This window comes from Kangiella profundi (assembly GCF_002838765.1).
Taxonomy (GTDB): Bacteria; Pseudomonadota; Gammaproteobacteria; order Enterobacterales; family Kangiellaceae; genus Kangiella; species Kangiella profundi.
The window spans coordinates 437,720-456,409 of sequence record NZ_CP025120.1; the positions used below are offsets into that span (position 1 = coordinate 437,720).

The 18,690-nt window shown below is 43.4% G+C and carries 20 protein-coding genes; 14 read left to right on the plus strand and 6 right to left on the minus strand.

Annotated elements, in window-relative coordinates:
- Positions 1-5: 5 nt before the first annotated feature.
- Together ispA and CW740_RS02180 are read right to left on the minus strand one after the other, a co-directional pair.
- Positions 6-896 (minus strand): (2E,6E)-farnesyl diphosphate synthase, encoded by an 891-nt coding sequence (gene ispA, locus CW740_RS02175; protein ID WP_106645986.1) that lies wholly within the window; start codon positions 894-896, stop codon positions 6-8.
- Between the two features lie 12 nt (positions 897-908).
- Complete coding sequence (locus CW740_RS02180) at positions 909-1,154, minus strand: exodeoxyribonuclease VII small subunit (protein ID WP_106645987.1); 246 nt, start codon at positions 1,152-1,154, stop codon at positions 909-911.
- A 250-nt stretch (positions 1,155-1,404) separates the two neighbouring features.
- On the opposite strand from CW740_RS02180, the gene CW740_RS02185 reads away from it, so the two are divergent.
- From CW740_RS02185 to CW740_RS02195, 3 genes are all read left to right on the plus strand, one after another.
- Positions 1,405-3,117, plus strand: coding sequence for a glutamine--tRNA ligase/YqeY domain fusion protein (locus tag CW740_RS02185; RefSeq protein WP_106645988.1), 1,713 nt, complete (start codon positions 1,405-1,407; stop codon positions 3,115-3,117).
- Positions 3,118-3,402: 285 nt separating this feature from the next.
- The gene (locus CW740_RS02190) at positions 3,403-5,250 is read left to right on the plus strand and encodes an AsmA family protein (protein ID WP_106645989.1); all 1,848 of its coding nucleotides are present in this window, start codon (positions 3,403-3,405) and stop codon (positions 5,248-5,250) included.
- Positions 5,251-5,363: 113 nt separating this feature from the next.
- On the plus strand, positions 5,364-6,122 hold the full coding sequence (locus tag CW740_RS02195; RefSeq protein ID WP_106645990.1) for a DUF4097 family beta strand repeat-containing protein: 759 nt from the start codon (positions 5,364-5,366) through the stop codon (positions 6,120-6,122).
- An 88-nt stretch (positions 6,123-6,210) separates the two neighbouring features.
- Here CW740_RS02195 and CW740_RS02200 read toward each other — a convergent pair whose 3' ends face one another.
- On the minus strand, positions 6,211-6,849 hold the full coding sequence (locus tag CW740_RS02200) for a class I SAM-dependent methyltransferase (protein WP_106645991.1): 639 nt from the start codon (positions 6,847-6,849) through the stop codon (positions 6,211-6,213).
- A 49-nt stretch (positions 6,850-6,898) separates the two neighbouring features.
- Between CW740_RS02200 and uup the strand changes: the two genes are divergently transcribed.
- Genes uup through CW740_RS02220 form a run of 4 tightly spaced genes read left to right on the plus strand, consistent with a single transcriptional unit; the run spans position 6,899 to position 10,965 of the window.
- Complete coding sequence (uup, locus tag CW740_RS02205) at positions 6,899-8,809, plus strand: ATP-binding cassette ATPase Uup (protein WP_106645992.1); 1,911 nt, start codon at positions 6,899-6,901, stop codon at positions 8,807-8,809.
- 33 nt (positions 8,810-8,842) lie between these two features.
- Positions 8,843-9,436 carry a DNA endonuclease SmrA gene (smrA, locus tag CW740_RS02210; protein ID WP_106645993.1) on the plus strand — a complete coding sequence of 198 codons (594 nt, stop codon included), beginning with the start codon at positions 8,843-8,845 and terminating at the stop codon, positions 9,434-9,436.
- Positions 9,437-9,469: 33 nt separating this feature from the next.
- Entirely contained in the window at positions 9,470-9,901 is a 432-nt protein-coding gene (locus tag CW740_RS02215; RefSeq protein ID WP_106645994.1) for a hypothetical protein, read from the plus strand.
- Between the two features lie 29 nt (positions 9,902-9,930).
- Positions 9,931-10,965 carry a lipid A deacylase LpxR family protein gene (locus CW740_RS02220; protein ID WP_106645995.1) on the plus strand — a complete coding sequence of 345 codons (1,035 nt, stop codon included), beginning with the start codon at positions 9,931-9,933 and terminating at the stop codon, positions 10,963-10,965.
- 30 nt (positions 10,966-10,995) lie between these two features.
- Here CW740_RS02220 and greB read toward each other — a convergent pair whose 3' ends face one another.
- Both greB and CW740_RS02230 read right to left on the minus strand, forming a co-directional pair.
- Positions 10,996-11,484: a transcription elongation factor GreB gene (gene greB / locus CW740_RS02225; RefSeq protein WP_106645996.1), complete on the minus strand. Its 489-nt coding sequence runs from the start codon at positions 11,482-11,484 to the stop codon at positions 10,996-10,998.
- A 34-nt stretch (positions 11,485-11,518) separates the two neighbouring features.
- Positions 11,519-11,731 (minus strand): hypothetical protein, encoded by a 213-nt coding sequence (locus tag CW740_RS02230; protein ID WP_106645997.1) that lies wholly within the window; start codon positions 11,729-11,731, stop codon positions 11,519-11,521.
- Positions 11,732-11,874: 143 nt separating this feature from the next.
- On the opposite strand from CW740_RS02230, the gene CW740_RS02235 reads away from it, so the two are divergent.
- The 6 genes from CW740_RS02235 to CW740_RS02260 all read left to right on the plus strand — a co-directional run bounded on the left by CW740_RS02235 (position 11,875) and on the right by CW740_RS02260 (position 17,547).
- Positions 11,875-13,125, plus strand: a complete 1,251-nt coding sequence (locus tag CW740_RS02235) for an ATP-binding protein (RefSeq protein ID WP_106645998.1) — start codon at positions 11,875-11,877, stop codon at positions 13,123-13,125.
- The gene (locus CW740_RS02240) at positions 13,122-13,718 is read left to right on the plus strand and encodes a response regulator transcription factor (protein WP_106645999.1); all 597 of its coding nucleotides are present in this window, start codon (positions 13,122-13,124) and stop codon (positions 13,716-13,718) included. The genes CW740_RS02235 and CW740_RS02240 overlap by 4 nt, the downstream gene beginning before the upstream one ends.
- Positions 13,719-13,797: 79 nt before the next feature.
- A complete protein-coding gene (locus CW740_RS02245; RefSeq protein WP_106646000.1) occupies positions 13,798-16,020 on the plus strand; it encodes a TonB-dependent receptor family protein in 2,223 nt (740 codons plus the stop codon).
- 235 nt (positions 16,021-16,255) lie between these two features.
- The gene (locus CW740_RS02250) at positions 16,256-16,831 is read left to right on the plus strand and encodes a DUF2889 domain-containing protein (RefSeq protein WP_106646001.1); all 576 of its coding nucleotides are present in this window, start codon (positions 16,256-16,258) and stop codon (positions 16,829-16,831) included.
- On the plus strand, positions 16,824-17,162 hold the full coding sequence (locus CW740_RS02255; protein WP_106646002.1) for a YqcC family protein: 339 nt from the start codon (positions 16,824-16,826) through the stop codon (positions 17,160-17,162). The genes CW740_RS02250 and CW740_RS02255 overlap by 8 nt, the downstream gene beginning before the upstream one ends.
- Before the next feature lie 13 nt (positions 17,163-17,175).
- Positions 17,176-17,547 (plus strand): TraR/DksA family transcriptional regulator, encoded by a 372-nt coding sequence (locus CW740_RS02260; RefSeq protein WP_106646003.1) that lies wholly within the window; start codon positions 17,176-17,178, stop codon positions 17,545-17,547.
- Between the two features lie 24 nt (positions 17,548-17,571).
- Here the strand turns inward: CW740_RS02260 and CW740_RS02265 are convergent, their stop codons facing one another.
- A complete protein-coding gene (locus CW740_RS02265; protein ID WP_106646004.1) occupies positions 17,572-17,979 on the minus strand; it encodes an MGMT family protein in 408 nt (135 codons plus the stop codon).
- Between the two features lie 127 nt (positions 17,980-18,106).
- Here CW740_RS02265 and CW740_RS02270 point away from each other — a divergent pair, with 127 nt between their 5' ends.
- Positions 18,107-18,652 (plus strand): DUF937 domain-containing protein, encoded by a 546-nt coding sequence (locus CW740_RS02270; RefSeq protein WP_106647991.1) that lies wholly within the window; start codon positions 18,107-18,109, stop codon positions 18,650-18,652.
- The last annotated feature ends 38 nt before the right edge of the window (positions 18,653-18,690 follow it).

Below are 18,690 nucleotides of genomic sequence, written 5' to 3' on the forward strand. Positions count from 1 at the left end.
GGCAATTAAGCTTTACGATTGACTATATAATTCGCCAACTCGGCGAGGGACTCGGTATTGTACGGCAACTTAGCCAGTGCTTGTAGGGATAAATCCAATAAATCCTGTAATTTTTGCTTAGAACCATCAAGGCCCAGCAAGGCGGGATAAGTGTTTTTATCCTTGGCCAGATCAGAGCCCTGCGGCTTACCAAGTGTGGTGGTGTCTGACTCGATATCCAGAATGTCGTCTTTGACCTGGAAAGCAAGTCCAATGGCGTCTGCATACAGCTCCAGAGCACCCTGTTCCTGCTGGTTAAGCTTACCAGCACATAAGGCGCCCAAAAGTACACTGGCTTTGATCAAGGCACCGGTTTTCATGCGGTGCATTTGTTCAAGTGTTGCCAAGTCTATCATTTTTGATGTCGATTCCAGGTCAATGGCCTGACCGCCGCCCATACCAAGAGAGCCACTGGCCTGCGCAAGCAGCTGGATCATTTGAAGTTGTTGGGGCTGGGCTTTTGCGGAAAACGGATGGCTTGCCAGTTCTTCAAAAGCCTGTGTATGCAGCGCATCGCCAGCCAGAATCGCTGTTGCTTCATCAAATTTAATGTGGCAGGTAGGTTTGCCGCGGCGTAAATCATCATCATCCATCGCTGGCAGGTCGTCATGAACCAGTGAGTAGCAATGAATCAATTCTACGGCCAATGCCGGGCTGTCCAGATCGGAAAGTTCGGCCCCTAGCGCCTGACCGGTTATATAAACCAGGGTCGGACGGATGCGTTTGCCACCATTAAGCGCACCGTAGCGCATGGCCTGATGTAAGTTTTGTGGGCTAGTGTCGTCACTGGGCAGGCTCTTAGTTAATAGCTTGCTGATCCGGTCCTGCCAGTGTTCTAGTTGCTGCTGAATCGTCATGAAGGGTAGAGCTTATGGTTCGTCGACTTCGAAGGCCTGTTCTTGATTATCCATCAGTACAGTAACTTTCTGCTCGGCATCAGCGAGTAGCTGTTGGCACTGACGGGACAATTTAACCCCTTTTTCAAACACTTTTAGGGCTTCATCCAGTGGCAGTTCGCCACTTTCAAGCTGCTCAACAATAGTTTCCAGCTCCTGGAGCTGACTCTCAAAATTGACATTAGCGGCTTTTTTGGTGGACGCTTTCTTTTCTGGCATAGCAAGTGATCGAAGTTTGGATGTGTTAATTCGGCTTATTGTCCTATATTGGTCTTGAAAAGAAAAGGATGCTGCAAAGGAATGCATGAGACCTTGTTGGTTGGCAAAGCTGTCCAAGCTAACGAAATTACGCGAAAAAGTTGAAGCATCTAGGGTTCAATTGTCGCATTAGCTTGTAAATATCGCTAAAATCCCCACCTATCCTAGACATTTACTAAATTTGCGCATTCTTGCGCCTAATGGCAGATTCATGAGTTCAGCAACTGATAAAACTACCGATAATGTTACGAACAGTGGAGAAAAAGTGACTCCGACAAACTTCATTCGTAACAAGATTAACGAAGATATCGCCAACAATAAAAACGACGGACGTGTTCATACCCGTTTCCCGCCTGAGCCTAATGGTTACTTGCATGTTGGTCATGCAAAGTCCATTTGTTTGAATTTTGGCATTGCTCGTGATTATGACGCGCCCTGTAATTTGCGTTTTGATGATACCAACCCCGAAAAAGAAAGCGAAGAGTTTGCCAAGGCAATTCAGGAAGATGTGCGCTGGCTGGGCTTTGAGTGGGAAGGTGATGTGCGCCATGCTTCGGATTATTTTGACCAGCTGTATGCTTTTGCTGAAGAGTTGATTCGTAATGGTAAAGCTTATGTTGATGAGCAGCCCGCAGAGAAGATCGCCGAAAACCGTGGCAACTTCCAAACTCCAGGCAAAGAAAGCCCTTATCGCGACCGTCCAGCTGAAGAGAGTTTGGATAAATTTCATCGCATGAAAGCGGGTGAGTTTGCAGATGGACAAATGGTATTGCGTGCAAAAATCGATATGTCACATCCGAACATGCTGATGCGTGATCCTGTGCTCTATCGAATTAAGCGATTCCATCATATTCGCACCGGCGATAAGTGGTGCATTTATCCGATGTATGATTTTACCCACTGTATTTCTGATGCGTTGGAAGGTATTACTCATTCCCTGTGTACGCTTGAGTTTGAAGTGAACCGCCCATTGTATGACTGGGTATTGGATAACATCACGATTGATTGTCATCCACAGCAAATCGAGTTCTCACGACTTAATCTGGCCTACACCATTACTTCGAAGCGCAAATTAACTCAGTTAGTGACTGAAAAGCGTGTAGATGGCTGGGACGATCCACGTATGCCAACTATTTCAGGTATGCGTCGTCGTGGTTACACGCCTGCTTCGATCCGTAATTTCTGCGATGCGATTGGGATCAGTAAAGTTAATAGTGTCACTGACATGACTTTACTGGAAGATAATGTGCGCGATGATTTGGATAAGACCACCAAACGCCGTATGGCAGTGCTTGATCCAATCAAGGTTATCATCACCAACTACCCAGAAGACAAAGAAGAGATTCTAACGGGAAACAATCATCCAAAGTTTGAAGAAATGGGCACCCGTGAGCTACCTTTCAGTCGAGAAGTTTACATTGACCGTTCTGACTATCGCGAGTCTGCTAACAAAAAGTACAAGCGTCTGGTTAAGGACGGTGAAGTTCGCCTACGTAATGCCTATGTGATTAAAGCCAATGAAGCGATTCTTGATGAGAATGGTGAGGTTAAGGAACTTCATTGTACTTATGACCCTGATACCCTGGGTAAAAACCCGGAAGGTCGTAAAGTTCGCGGTGTGATTCATTGGGTTTCTGCGAAGCATGCGAAAAAAGCAACAATTCGTTTGTATGATCGATTGTTCAATGTGCCAAACCCTGGCGCTATGGATAACTTCCTTGAAGCATTGAATCCAGAGTCTCTTGAAGTGATTACTGCTATGGTTGAGCCAAGTCTGGCGCAGGCTAATCCAGAAGATCGTTTCCAGTTTGAACGTGAAGGTTACTTCACTGCGGATCGTTATGAGTTCTCAGCAGATAATCTGGTCTTTAATCGAACAGTAACCTTGCGCGATTCCTGGTCGGATAAAGAAGCTAACTCTTAATTCCTTACAAATAGACACTTACAGTGCACAAAATAAAAAGGCCAATCTTGCGATTGGCCTTAACTCTTTTAGGGGGACTAGTTCTGAGGGTTCTGAAGTCTGAGAGCTAGGTCTAAAAGCTTATCTAAAAAAGTAACATTTCCATGAACTAACAATGACAACTTATCTGTTAGTTTTGTCACTCATATTTCAAAAAAGTTCAAAGTTTTTGCCAAAAGATCCATGGAACTATCATAAATAACTGTTAATCTAATGATAACCGTTTGATTTCTACAGGATTTAGTGATGAAAACCTTATTTAAATGGAGCCTCAGACTAATTATTGCCATCGTCGCACTGTTCATAGTAGCGGCCGTTGCCTTGATTATTTTCTTTAATAGCGACCAACTAAAAACAACTCTCACCAAGCAAGTGAAAGAAAAAACCGGTGCAGAACTGGTAATTGAACAAGATTTAAGCTTGTCATTTTTCCCGTGGCTGGCGATAGAAACCGGTGGTATCGCTTTAAGCCAACCCCCTGGTTTTACTCAGGATAAATCTGCTCTGGAAATTGGTGCTGTTTCGGCTAGCATCAAATTGTTGCCGCTCATAAGTGGTGATATTGAAGTGGGTGCCGTATCGCTAACCGACGCTACTTTAAATATAACCCAGGGGCCACAGGGTAAATCGAACCTGCAGGCTTTTACTGAAGCGCTGCAGAAAAAAGGTGAAGCAGATACAGCCCAAGATCCCTCTACGACTAAAGAAGCTTTAGAGCTGAGCTTGCAGAAGCTGGAGCTGACAAATTTTACTGTTAATCAGTTTGATTCTAATAACAAGTTGGGCCAAAGCATTACTTTGGAGCAGTTGGTTATAGAAGATTTCCATCCGGGTGAATTCAGACCTGTTAGCGCTAGCGGTAAAATAGCCGGGGAAGTTAATCAACCGGTTATGAAGTGGTCTCTGGCTGGTGACCTAAAAGTAAGTCAGGACTTTAAACAGATTGATTTACAAAAGATGGACGCCAGTGTCGATAATGTTTCTTCTTCCATACAGTCAATCGGTTTAACGGGTGTGCTTTCCATAGCTCAGGGTGAATCAACTTTGATTGAGCATAAAGGTACTGTGGCTCTGGATGGTCAGAAAATACAATTAAATGCTTCTGCTGGGTTAGGTAAGGTTAACGATATTAAAGTCAGTTTGTCCGCTGACAGCCTGACTCTCGATCAGTTTATGGCTACCAGTAGCAAGAAGGAGATAGAGGCTAAACCTGCCGCTGATTTGTCTCCCATCGCTGATTTCTTGAAGCAGTCCCGCATTCAAGGCGACCTGGCTATCGGTAGCCTGAACCTGAAAAACAGCAAATTTACTGATGTTACTGCCAAGCTGTTCAATAAAGGTGCAACCTTACATCTTGACCCCTTCAAGGCAAAAGCTTTCCAGGGAGATCTGGCAACCACTGCCAGTGTCGATTTTGCCAGCAAACCGTTGGCACTGGCTGTACAGCCTGATCTGAATAATATTCAAATTGGTGACCTGCTTGCTGCTTTCTTTGATTTCGAGCGCCTATCCGGTTTGGGAGCACTTGATCTTGATATGAAAACCAAAGGTTCAGATGCTAAACAGATGCTGCAAAACCTTAATGGTACTGGACATATCAATTTATCCGATGGTGCCTTAATGGGCATTGATATAGAAAAGCTGATTGCTTCTGGCTTGAGTCTGCAGAGCCTTAATAAAGAAACATACAGTGGTAAGACGGTATTTGCAGGAATGAAAGGGGATCTGAAAGCTAATAATGGTGTTATTGATCTGTCTAACTTTGCGATAAATTCACCGGTATTTGATCTGGTTGGTAAAGCTACAACGGATGCCAATAAAGAAAGTATCGGCGGTAATTTCCAATTAGTCTTAAAAGGTGCTTTAAAGGAACAGGTAGAAGCCAAGTATCCTAAGCTTGCTGGCAAAAAGCTACCTTTTGAATTAAAAGGAACCTGGGCTGAGCCAAAAGCTAATATTGATTATGAGGCAATTATCAAAGCGGAGTACCAGGGCAAAATAGATGAGAAGAAAGAGGAACTGGAAGATAAGGTGAAAGATGAGCTTGAGGATAAGCTTGGAGATTTTCTCAAAAAGAAAAAGAAGGATAACTAGTCATCAAAAAAAGCCCTCTTATGAGGGCTTTTTTCAAACATTCAATAAGAGACTAAACCCTTTGCCAGTTATTGGCATCCAATAGGTGTATTAACAAATAATGAGGGTTAACAATGAAGACATTAATATATACGAGTGCTTTAGTGGCTTTTTCGGTAATGGGGACCGTTTCCCATGCGGAAGAAACCAAGAGCTTTTCGCAAATTTACGACTTTAGTGCAACAGGCTCGGTTTCTGTGGAAAACATTAATGGCAGCATTGATGTTTCTGGTTGGGATAAAGATGAAATTGCTCTTGAGTACGTAATTACTGCTGATAATGAGAAAGACCTGGAGCGTATTGAGGTCGTCATTGATCATAGCGACAAAGATTTTGATGTCGAAGTCGACTTTAAAAGCAGAGGTATGTTCAGCTGGGGTAGTGGCTCCGGTGAAGTTGATTTTGTCTTAAGAGTACCAAACAAGGCAAAGTTGAACTCAATTGATTCAGTCAATGGTGCCATTACCATTAAGAATATGCGTAGTGACGTTCAGGCTGATGCCGTTAATGGCCAGATTACCATTGAAGGCTCTTCTGGTGATGTGTCTGCCGATACGGTTAATGGCCAAATAGTCATTAAGATGGACCGCTTAGGTTCTTCACAAAGAGTTAAGGCCGATAGCGTCAATGGTGACATTACGTTATACGCACCTGCCGATTCTTCTTTCAAACTATCTTCAGAAACTCTAAACGGCGACTTGAGCAATGAGTTTGGTATAGAAGTGGATGAAGGTGAGTATGTTGGAGCCGATATGAATGGTACATATAACGGTGGTGGTGCTAACTTGTCGTTTGACACGGTCAATGGTGACATCGAGCTTCGCAAGAATTAATCGGTAGGTTACAAAGAGTCGGACACCCCTTAGTCCTCACTTGAAGACTAACTTGGCGGATTCAATTAATGGATCCGCCTTTTTTATATTAGGCTTCGTGCTTGATAAGAAATAATGTATCGGCAGAAATTATTTCAACGCTTAAGTCCCATTGTGCCGCAAGCCACTCAAAGGTTCGCTCCGAATAAAAACAGACATGGGTAGGGTCGTTTTTATAGTGCCATCGACTGAATGCCTCTTTATCAACCCAGCGTTTGGTCATGATGCCAAGAATACCACCAGGTTTGAGCATATTAATTAACAAAGGAATAACTTCAGAAGGGTGGTGAAGATGTTCAAAGACTTCGGTGCTGGTAATAAAGTCATAAGAACGCTCCAGTAGATCAGGATGGTTAGCGTAAAAAGGATCATAGTTGTCCATTGAAAAGCCGGCTTCTGACATCATTATGGATATTGTCGGACCTGGACCACAGCCGAAATCAAGTCCCTTCGCTGTGGCTGAAAGCCGTCCTTTAAGAGGTTCTACCAAGCGACTTAGAAATTGACGGTAACCAATGTCTGCTGGAGAGTTTTGGTGTAAGTCATATTGCGACTTTTCCTGTTCAGGACTTAATAGTTGCTGTTTGGGAACAAACACCAGATCGCAGACCTGACACTGTAAGTAATCCCTTTGCTTATCCGTATGAAAGTGCAAAGTTTGATGGTTGAGACAAAGAGGGCAGGTCATTGGCAATCTTTTACGTTAAAATAGCGAAAACACGAAAAGTATCATTTTAATGGCATTAGTAGCACTACAACAAGTTGAAGTAAGTTATGGCGGTCCTGCCCTGCTCAACAAAGTCGATTTTACTATCGAACCAGGCGAAAGAGTCTGTCTTATTGGCCGTAATGGTGTCGGCAAATCAACTCTCTTGAAAGTCATCAACCGTGAAATTGTGCCGGATGATGGTGAAATTCGATTCAATCAAGGAATCAAGATCGCGAAGCTGACTCAGGAAGTACCATCAGGTACCAGTGGCAGTGTATTTGATGTAGTCGCCGAAGGGCTTGGTGAGGCTGGTGCATTAATCCGTGAATTCCACCATTTAACCCAATCTGCTGATGAAGCATCAATGCAGAAGCTGGCTAGAGTGCAGGAAAAAATCGAGGAAATTGATGGCTGGGCGATGGATCAGAAAGTCGAAACCGTCATTAACCGATTGAGTTTGGATGCGGATAAAGCATTTGATGAATTGTCAGGTGGTATGAAAAGAAGAGTCCTGCTGGCTAAGGCACTGGTTGAGCAACCTGATATTCTGTTGCTGGATGAGCCAACAAACCACCTGGATGTAGAGTCTATTGAGTGGTTGGAAAACTTTCTTAAGGCATATGAAGGCAGTTTGTTATTTATTACGCACGATCGTCGCTTCCTGAAAAATCTGGCGACTCGAATTGTTGAAGTTGATCGTGGACGACTGACGTCCTGGCCTGGTGATTATGAAAATTATCTTCGTAGAAAAGCTGAGCAATTAGCTGCCGAAGAGAAGCAGAATCAGGATTTTGATAAAAAGTTGGCTCAGGAAGAAGTTTGGATCCGCCAGGGAATTAAAGCGCGCCGTACTCGTAACGAAGGGCGAGTGAGACGACTCGAAGCAGCTCGTAAAGAAAGAGCAGAAAGACGCAATCTCATCGGTAATGTGAAAATGCAGGCTCAGGATGTCGAGCTATCCGGAAAGAAGGTCATTGAGGCAAAAAACATTCATCACGGTTTTGAAGGCCGAACGCTGGTTGATGACTTTTCAACCTTTATTATGCGTGGCGACCGAATCGGTATTATCGGTCCTAATGGGGTCGGCAAGACCACTCTGATCAATATTTTGCTGGGAGAACTAAAACCCGACCGCGGTGAAGTTAAGCTTGGTACTAAATTAGAAATTGCCTATTTCGATCAGCACCGGGCTCAGCTCGATGAAAAGCAATCGGCAATGGATAATGTTTCCGGCGGAAAGGATATGATGACCATCAATGGACAGCCGCGACATGTAATCAGCTACATGCAGGATTTTTTGTTTACACCTGAGCGAGCAAGAGCTCCTATTACAGCTTTGTCGGGTGGTGAACGCAACAGATTGCTGTTGGCGAAAATATTAGCAAAGCCATCAAACTTGCTCATTCTTGATGAGCCAACCAATGACCTTGATATCGAGACTCTGGAGTTACTGGAGGAGATGCTGGATAACTATCCAGGAACCTTAATGCTGGTATCGCATGATCGAGACTTCCTGAATAATGTGGTGACCAGCACCATTGCATTCGAAGGCAATGGTATCGTCAAAGAGTATGTTGGTGGTTATGACGATTGGTTAAGACAAAAACCTGAGTCAGAAAAACAGACCAGTAATAATAAGCTTGCTCAGGAAAAACAGAAAGATTCAGAACCTGCAACTAAAGTAAGCTCCAAGAGTCAGAAAAAAACGAAGAAGTTAAGTTATAAAGATCAACTGGAATTGGATAAGCTACCAGAGCTACTTGCTGAGCTTGAACAAAAAATTGAAGTGATTCATGCTCAAATGAGTGCCCCTGAATTTTATCAGCAGGATGGCGATAAGATTGCGCAAACCAAGCAAGATTTAGAGCAGCTGGAAGCCGATCTGGAAAGGAAGTTTGAGCGCTGGGAAGCGTTGGAAGAGATGAAGAGCGGTATTTAGAGCAACATTTGCTAAGGTGTATTGAGGTGTTTTATGTCACAAGATGATTTTGATTTGTTTAAAAAAGAGTTATCTGATGTTAAGCGCCTCAAAAATGATCGCGTCAACTTGCATCAATCCAAAGAGGGACCAAATATTGCCCAGCAGGCAAGACGCGAGGCCGCTTTAGGTCGTAAGCCCAATGTTGATCCCAATTATTTAAGCACTGACTTTGTTGAGCCAGTTCAGCCTAATGACTGGCTAGAATATAAGAAAGATGGTGTTCAGGAAGGTGTTTATAAAAAACTGCGTTTAGGCAAGTATCCCATTGATGCCCATATCGATTTACACCGTAGGAGTGTTAACGAAGCAAGGGATGATGTGTTTTATTTTATTAATGGAAGTTTAAAGCGAGGCAAGCGAACGGTTTTGATCACTCATGGTAAAGGTGAACGAAGCCATCCTCAGGCTGTTTTAAAAAGTCATGTGAATCATTGGTTGAAACAACATGAAGCGGTTTTAGCATTTCATTCTGCTCAGAAGCAGCATGGAGGTCTTGGCTCGGTATATGTTTTGTTGAAGAAAAATGATGAAGAAAAGCAGATAAATCGAGAGTTGTTTAATAAAGGGTTTGGTAAGAAGCTGTAAACTTTAATCATACAGCATGGTTAGGAGTAAACGATGGAAAATCAAAAAGATAAACAGGAATTGATAAAGCTTGATGACGAGCAGGAAACAGAACAGTCAGGCGAACAAACGGACACTTGGGACAGAACCAGAGAGTTAATCCTATTGCAAGTCAAATTAGGTATAGACGCTATTCGCGATTTCATGTTAATCCCTGTAGCTCTCTTCTGTTATATTCTAGACTTTGGTGAGCGCGATAAATCTAAGCCTTCTTATTGGGATCGACTAATGGCCTGGGGGCGACGTAGCGATCATCATATTAATCTATTTAAACATAGACGGTCATACAAAAAGGGTTACATGACTATTGATGATGCTGTAAACATCGTCGAAGAAACGATACGCAAGGAAGTGAAAAATGGGGAGTATTCAGAGCAGGTGGTTAACAAGGTTAAAGATAGGTTCAAGAACCGCGGTAACCACTAAAATTCGTAATCCCAACAGAAGGACATGGTATGTTTGTTAAAAAGCGACAAGCAGTTATAGGCTGTCTAGCGCTTTGTTTTAGTCAACTGACGATTGCAGCAAGTGATCTCCCTTTTGCAGAACAGGAACTGGAAGACCCAGATACTTTTGTCACCATTACCGTAGAAAATGATCTGTTTGCTGGTCGAGACGGAGGCTACACCAATGGTATTGGCTATAGTTGGGGGCGAGGTCCTTACCAAACCATGGCCGAGACCGATAGTCCAGAGTGGCTACAGACAATGGCGCATGCTTTTGGTGTTCACGATGACCCTCAGCATTTTAATGCCGCAACCTACAGTATTTTTCAGGGTATTCAAACACCTGCCGATATTACCAATCCAGACTTCGAACCTGACGACTTACCCTATGCTGGCGTACTTGGCTGGCGTGGAACCATCCACTCCTGGACTAAAACGCGAGCTGATCAGTTTAACCTGGTGTTAGGTATCGTTGGTCCAGCTTCGTTAGCGGAACAGTCACAAAAAACAGTGCATAAAATTACTGGTTCAGACAAGCCAATGGGCTGGGATTATCAGTTGCATAATGAACCAGTGTTTGCACTACAGGCTCGTCGCAGCTGGCGTTATGAAATCGAAAATGGTGATGGGCATGGCGTTGATTTTATTGGCATACTCGAGGCCAGTGGCGGCAACTATACCTCTTACGTGGCGGGAACCTATATGATCCGCTGGGGATTAAACCTTGAGCGTAGTCATGCTGCAATTAGTGTGTTACCCGGACGTGGAGTAAATCCGCTCGCTGGCACAAATTCTGAAGAGTATTACATCTTTTTTGGTGTGCAACCACGTTACGTTTTCAATGATATATTTGTAAATGGCAATACTTTCCGTGATAGTCCATCAGTAACGCTCAAAAATGAGCAATTAATTTACTCGACAGGCTTTGTCTGGAATTGGAAAGACTGGGGCTTGCTGTTTTCATTAGCGGAAACTACCGCGACCTTTGAAGAGCGAAATGGTAATGCTCGTTTTGGTTCCTTGAGTATCAGTTATCGTCTTTAAACTATATAAAAAGGCTCAATTGAGCCTTTCTTAATCTTCATGTGGAGAAGGATAGTCGATGCTGATTATCCAGAATAGTTTTTGTCCGTCAGGCAATTTTAGTTGAACCTCATCATCGATTTGTTTTTTTAACAGGGCTCGAGCCATGGGTGAGTCAATGCTGATGTAATGAGGTTTATGATCAAATTCGTCAGAACCCACCAGGCGATAAGTTACTTTGTTGCCTTGTTCATCTTCCAGGGTAACCTGAGCACCAAAAAAAATTTTATCTTTTTCATGTGGTGTATGTTCAATCACTCGAATTTCAGCTGTGCGTTTTTGTAAATATCGAACTCTACGATCGATCTCGCGTAACTGCTTCTTTCGATAAATATATTCCGCATTTTCACTTCTATCGCCTTCGGCTGCCGCTGCATTGATAGCGCGAGTTACTTCAGGACGAAGTGTTTTCCATAAGTAGGCAAGTTCATTACGAAGGCGTACCGCGCCAGCTGCAGTAATTAAATTAGAGCGTTGCATAATTTGTGTAGAGTAGCCTAATGATTAGTGAATCTTAAAATGGTTGGTCGTCTTCTTTATTTTCTGTAGCTTCTTTTAATTCTTGATCAAGATTGTCCACTCGCTTCTGCATTTGCTGCTCGACCTGTTTGGCTTTATCAAGCTGTTGCTGCTTATAGTCTGACAGCAGTTTATCAGATTCTTTTTCTTCATTTGAGCAAGCACTTAATGACAGCGCGATTATAATTAATAGTAGCCACTTTTGCATAATAGAACTCCTAAGAAATCAGATGAGCTTTATGATAGCGCAGTTACTGAGTCGAAGTCTTGAGACAGGGTGCAATTATTGTTGATTAGGTTTTTCCGTTAAATTATATTATAATTTGCTAATATATAAATTCAGAAAACCTCATGGCCACTTCAAGTTTTAACCAGCCGATCCTGATACCGCTTAGTTGGGCAAGAGGGGCTGCTCTATTTCTACAGGTGCTTTATCTATTTTGGCTACAACAGCTGCCTTCACCTGTTATCTGGGTCATTCTATCCGCCCAGGCAGCAATACTCTTGCATACTCTGGTAGTCTATCGCACAAGTGTTAGTGAGCAGGCAATATTTATTGCTCTATTACTCGATGCTTTGTTACTGATTACTTATGTCTATCTTACGGGAGGCATAGCTAATCCACTGATTTCACTACTGTTGTTACCGGTGGCGACAGCTTCTTTAATGCTAAGACCCCGCTATGCGTTGAGCCTATTACTGATTGCAATTGCCGGATATACCTTACTCATGAGCCCGGTTTCCGAACATCAGGCGCACCAAAGCTTTAACTCACACCTGGTTGGCATGTGGTTGGTGTTCATAGCCAGCGCTGTATTGCTTTACTACCTGGTTGTGCGGCTGGTAGCGGCTACTCGTGCTCAACAACAGCAATTGGAGCAACAGAAACAAAGGCAGCTCAGGGACGATTACTTATTGGCACTGGGGGTGTCTGCAGCAGATGCTGCACATCAGCTGAATACCCCATTATCAAGTCTGGCAGTTTTGCTTGATGATATGCCTGATTCATATGATAAAAGATTAATGGAGCAGCAGGTTAGTCGTTGTAAGGATATTACCCGAAATATTCAGCAGCAGTTTGAACAACTCAAGCAACGTCAATATCAAACTCTGACCGTCAAGGAGTTACTCAGTCAGATTGCTTCCAGTTTCCGATTGATACACCCTGATATTAGGCTGGAGCGGGTTGATACTGACAACTCCAGCTTGAAATTTGCAGAATATTGTCTTGATAGTCACCTTGGCTTTATTAGCGCCATTCTGAATCTGATGGATAATGCGGCCAGAGCTTCAATACAGAATTCTCAACAACGTATTCAACTAATGTCCGAAATTATTAAATCTGATAGCGAGCAGCCGTTGTTACTGTTAAGAGTATTGGATTATGGGGATGGCGTGGGTCAACAGCAGATGCAATCCTATGGATTAATTCCCAGCCAACAGTCTCAGCAGGGTATGGGCACCGGCAGTCTGATCTCAAATGCGAGTATCGAACTGATGGGCGGCAACATAAATATTGACAATCATGCACAGGGGGCGGTGGTGACTATAAGTTTGCCTCTTATCAGTAAACCCCAGTCAGCGCCCAGAGGTAGACAATGAAGAAGAAATTGCTACTGATTGAGGATGATGCAGTGTTTGCTCAGGTGCTGCAAAACTCACTTCAGAAGAGGGGGTTGGAGTGCAAGCATCTTAACTCCTTGCAACAGCTAGAGCAGCTTAATGAAAAGGATGCTTTTGATTATGTGGTGCTGGATCTGTATTTTGATGGTGACTCTGGGTTGACCGTGTTACCACAGATAAGACAAAACTATCCAAGGGCAAGTATTTTAGTGTTGACCGGTTATGCCAGTATTGCCACCACCGTGCAATCAATTAAGTTGGGTGCCGACAACTATCTGCCCAAGCCAGCCAATGCCAGCCAGATTATGGCTGCCCTGACTCAAGCCCCAATGACAAACTCCACTCATGACCTTGGCCAGGAGATGATAGAACAGTCAGGTGCTGAACTCGCAGGTCAACCCAGAGAGCAACCCAGTGAGCCCGATGTGTTATCCGTTGATCGATTACAGTGGGAACACATTCAGTCAGTTCTCGCTCACCATCAGGGTAATATTTCAGCAACCGCTAGAGCATTAGGTATGCACAGAAGGACACTACAGAGGAAATTGTCAAAAAAACCCAAAAACAAATAGGAATGCTGTTGATAACCATTCTCATTTAGTTTTATAATGCCCAAGTTGTTCACTTGCAAACACAATACAGGGTATGACAATGCAACCTCGTTTCAAAATTTGTGTACTAACAGTCGCAATGACTGTAGCACTTTCCGCTCCTCAATCTGTCGTGGCCGATGACGTTAAGAAAGGCGGGGAAGTTCAAACAATCCAAATTATTGGAGATAGCAATGCAGCTCAGAAAGTACCGGGCTCCGCACATGTTGTTTCCGAAACCGAATTGGAAGAGTTCAAATACACTGACGTTAATCGTGCACTACAGCAGATCCCAGGTGTTTACATTCAACTGGAAGATGGCTTAGGTTTACGTCCAAACATCGGTATCCGAGGTACAGGTACAGGTCGCTCAGGCCGCATTACTCTTATGGAAGATGGTGTTTTGATTGCCCCAGCGCCATATTCAGCTTCTTCAGCGTATTATTTCCCAACATTTGATCGCATCACTGGCATAGAAGTTTTGAAAGGTCCTGCAGCTATTAAATACGGACCATTTACTGTGGGTGGTGCAGTAAACTTGATTTCTCGTCAGATTCCAGTCGATGCTCAGGGGCAGCTAAAACTTGAGCTTGGTGAAAATAATGAGCGTCGTGCTTACGCATATTATGGCGATAGTAGCGATAACTTTGGATATTTGATTGAAGCCAACAAGCATGTAACCGACGGCTTTAAAACGATTGACCGTCATGGCGATGAGACTGGCTTCGATAAAGATGATTATGTGGCTAAATTCCGCTTCAACTCCGATTACTCAGCTGATGTTTACCAGCAACTGGATATCAAAATTCAACATTCAACTGAAGATTCAGATCAGTCATACCTTGGCCTGACTGATGCTGACTTTGCCGCTGACCCTTACCGCATGTATGGCGTTTCGGCACTGGATACTTTCGCAGGTGAGCATGACCAATATGTACTAAGTTATTATGCAGATTTAACCAATAGTTTCGACTTGCGTGTGACTGCTTATCGTAATGAAACAGCTCGTAACTGGTACAAGACTGGTGCTTTCATTATAGAAGATCCATTAAATCCGGGCACAACAACTCGTTACAGCTGGTCAAGCATTATCAATACCATTAACTCTGGTGGTACTAACGCAGTTTACTTCCAGTCTATTTTGGATGGAGCTGATGCGCCTAATGATCGAATTGAAATTACTGACAACAATCGTAACTACTTGAGTGAAGGCATTCAGGCCAGTTTCGAGTGGGACTTCACCGTCGGCGAAGCACAACATGATCTACAGTTAGGTTTGCGTGTTCACGAAGATGAAGAAGATCGCTTCCAACGTAACAGCTATTTCATTCAGCAGGGCGGTACACTGGTATTAGATCAAGCTGATGCCTGGGGAACTGCTGGTAACCGTGTTTCTTCAGCAGAAGCAAACTCTTACTACCTGGTTGACACCATTACATATGGCGACTGGATATTTACCCCGGGTGTACGTTATGAAGACGTTGAGCTGAAGCGTGAAGACTGGGCAAATGCAACGGATCGCAGCGCTGCGCCAAATGTTCGCACAAACAGTGCTTCAGAGGTTCTACCTGGCTTTGGTGCCTTGTGGTTACTTAGTGATAACACCAGCTTACTATTTGGTGTGAATAAAGGTTTTGCTCCTCCAGGAAACAGCCCAACTGACAAGCCAGAAGAAAGCTGGAATTATGAAATGGGTGTACGTTTTGCTGGTGAAAGCTATAACAGTGAATTAATTGCTTTCTATAGTGATTATGACAACCTGTTGGGCGAATGTACTTTATCAAATAGTGGCTGTAGCATTGATGAAATTGGTGATCGATTTAACGGTGGTGCTGCTGAAGTTAAAGGTATTGAACTTCGTGTTGTCGGTGAGTTTGCAGAAAACTGGTTGGGTAGCTTCAGCTACACCTACACTGACACAGAGTTTGCTTCAACCTTTGACAGTAATGTCTGGGGGCCCGTCGAAACTGGTCAGCCAATTCCATACATCCCTGAAAATCAGATGCAATTGTCTGTTGGTTATGACAATGCGGACTGGAATATTTTCACTAACCTGAATTATGTTGATGGAACCTGTACAAAACCGGCATGTGGCGCTTTCCAACAAACAGAAGATCGCTTTATTGTGGATTTAGCATCTGAGTTTGATATCAATGAAAGTACTAGCATTTATGCAACAATTGATAACCTGTTTGATGACGATTCAATTGTTGCTCGCGAGCCATATGGTGCCCGTCCTGATAAACCAAGAACGGCACGAGTTGGTGTGAAATTTAACTTCTAGGCGCTTACTGTCTTAGTCATTGGAAGTTAATGATAATAATAACGATGTTAGTCTCTCCCTGGGCTCGAACGACTTGAGAGTGGTTAAATTGAGCCAAATGATACAGGCCCGCTTCGGCGGGCTTTTTTTATGTCATGGCTACTTTTGTCTAAGCTTTTTATGACCAGGTTTTTTTATGAAAGGAATAAACTGGGTTATGATAGTTTGTAGATGAAAACATTAAATGGCATCTAATATGGCTCTATCGAAACCAAACAAACGCAAACCTATCCATTATCGGCATATTCAATGTAATGGCTATCTTAGAGAAGATGGTTTATGGGATATTGAAGCCCACCTGACTGATGATAAAGGTTATCCATTTCCAACCTTGCAACGAGGTGTTCTCCAGCCTGGCGAGTTGGTGCATGAGTTATGGCTGCGTTTAACGCTTGATAATCAGCTGGTCATTCAGGATGTTGAAGCAGCTATGCCGATAACGCCATTCAGTATCTGCTCACAGATTGAAGATAACTATAAGCGTCTAATAGGTTTGCAGATTGGACGTGGCTGGATGCAGAAAGCTAAGGAGCTGGTGGGAGGTGTTGAAGGTTGCTCGCACCTGATAGAATTATTAAGACCTATGGCGACTACCGCAATTCAGACGATTTATCCATATCTTAACTTTTCAGAAGATGGTCGCTTTCCAATCAGTAATAACGTATTGAATTCCTGTCATAGTTTTTCTGATGAAAATGAAATCATCCAGCAGTTCTGGCCAGAGAAATATCTTGGAAAAACAGTTGAAATAAATGAGGTAGCAGATGAGTAGCACTGACTGGCTAACAAAGTACATCGAAATCTTTGATCGAATCGAAGAGCATATGGTTGAGTTGGAATTATGGTCAGAGTCGCACCCTGGCCACCATAAGCTACAGAGTAGCATGCCATTTTGTGTTGACACCTTACAGCTGGAAGAGTGGATACAGTTTGTGTTTCTACCAAAAATGCGTGAGTATGTAGAGGAAGAACGGCTGCCGCCGGGACCAGCTCAAATCACTCCCATGGCTGAGGAAGTTTATAAAAACCAACCTGAGCTCAAATCACTGATTGAATTACTCAGAAAGTTTGACGAAATTTCCCACTTGAGCCATCTTCATTAACAGAAGGTATATCATGATCAGCGACAAAAAAATTGCTCACTTTAAAGGTGAGCTATTAAAGATCGAACAAGAACTGGTTGATGTTCTAGGATTGGCCGAAGAGGTCAATGAAAAAGTTGAACTCGATCAGGCGCGTTTTGGCCGAGTTTCGCGTGGCTCAGCCATGATGGATCAGGCTATGTCTGAAGCTGGTGTGGAGCGTGATAAACAACGACTGGTCTCGGTGAGAAAAGCACTGAAGAGAATCGAAGACCAGCAATATGGATTTTGTCTGGAGTGTGATGAGCCTATTAGCGAAAAACGGCTTGAGGTAGCTCCTGAAACAGAACTTTGCCTTGATTGCCAGTCATTCAGAGAAGAGCGACTGCGTCACTCTGAAACATAAATTTATTAACTCATTGCCATCCCGCTAGCGGAAAAACTCTTCAGCAGATATGTCTCCAGCAGCTGAAGAGTGGGGCGACCAGAAGAAGCCCGCATCTACTTTACCCTTAATAAATCTAACCCCTTCTTTTTTTAATCGCTGTCGCTGTTCTGCGTAGTAAGGATTATCAGCATTAAATGCGATTTGACCATCAGAACCAATTACTCTATGCCAAGGCAGCTTTAGATCGCTATGAGCTAGGCCCAAGGCTTTACTGACATGGCGAGCATGGCGAGGAAAGCCAGCTAGTTTGGCAATTCGACCATAGCTGCTGACTTTGCCATAAGGAATCTGCTTTACCCAGTAGTACACCTGTTTTCTAAAGTGCTGCATTCTGTCGGAAGAAGCAGAAGCTTTGCTCTGGTTGCTGTTACCGTTGGAATTGTCAGACATTTCAATACCTTGATCCTGGTCAGGAGATGTGTGTAATCCGCTAAAAGTGGTTTGATTATATCGATTTACCGGAATATAGTGGAAATTATTGGGTACAGATGGCTCAAAGTAAATGATGGAGGCGGCAATGGTTACATTGATGGATTTAATATTTGGTAATGATGAAATGCCTATGGACCAAAGGCCATTGCAGGAAATCGGTGTGCAATATAGTCTGCACCAGGAGCAGTTGCATCGGGTAATGGAGTTATACTTGGACGCCATGCTCAAAGGCTTACAGGAAAATGTTCGCTATGGTGGTCTCGATGCTTTGATGGATGCTCTGGCACGCAATAAAAGTGCAGAGTTCTTGAAGTACCCGCATCAAATCATAGAGTCAAAAGCAATCGATAACGGCAACTATATTCTAGGGCATATTCTTAAAGAAAAAGATGTGAGCCGAGATCTTGCTACCAGTGTTTCCAGAAGGACTGGTATTGAACAGGACACTTTAGAAATTGTTTTGCCGATTACCGCAACTTTATTGATGGGACGTTTAGGCTTGTATATTGATGACGTCGAAAGTAGTCAGCAGCACGATACTTTGCTCGACATTTTGCAAATTGAGGAAGGCACCAGCTTGCGAGAAATGATTCTGCAAAAGCAAAAAGAATTGTACGAAGCCGGGCACTAGTCAATTTTGGTAGAAAACTCATTACGGATTTATTCCCA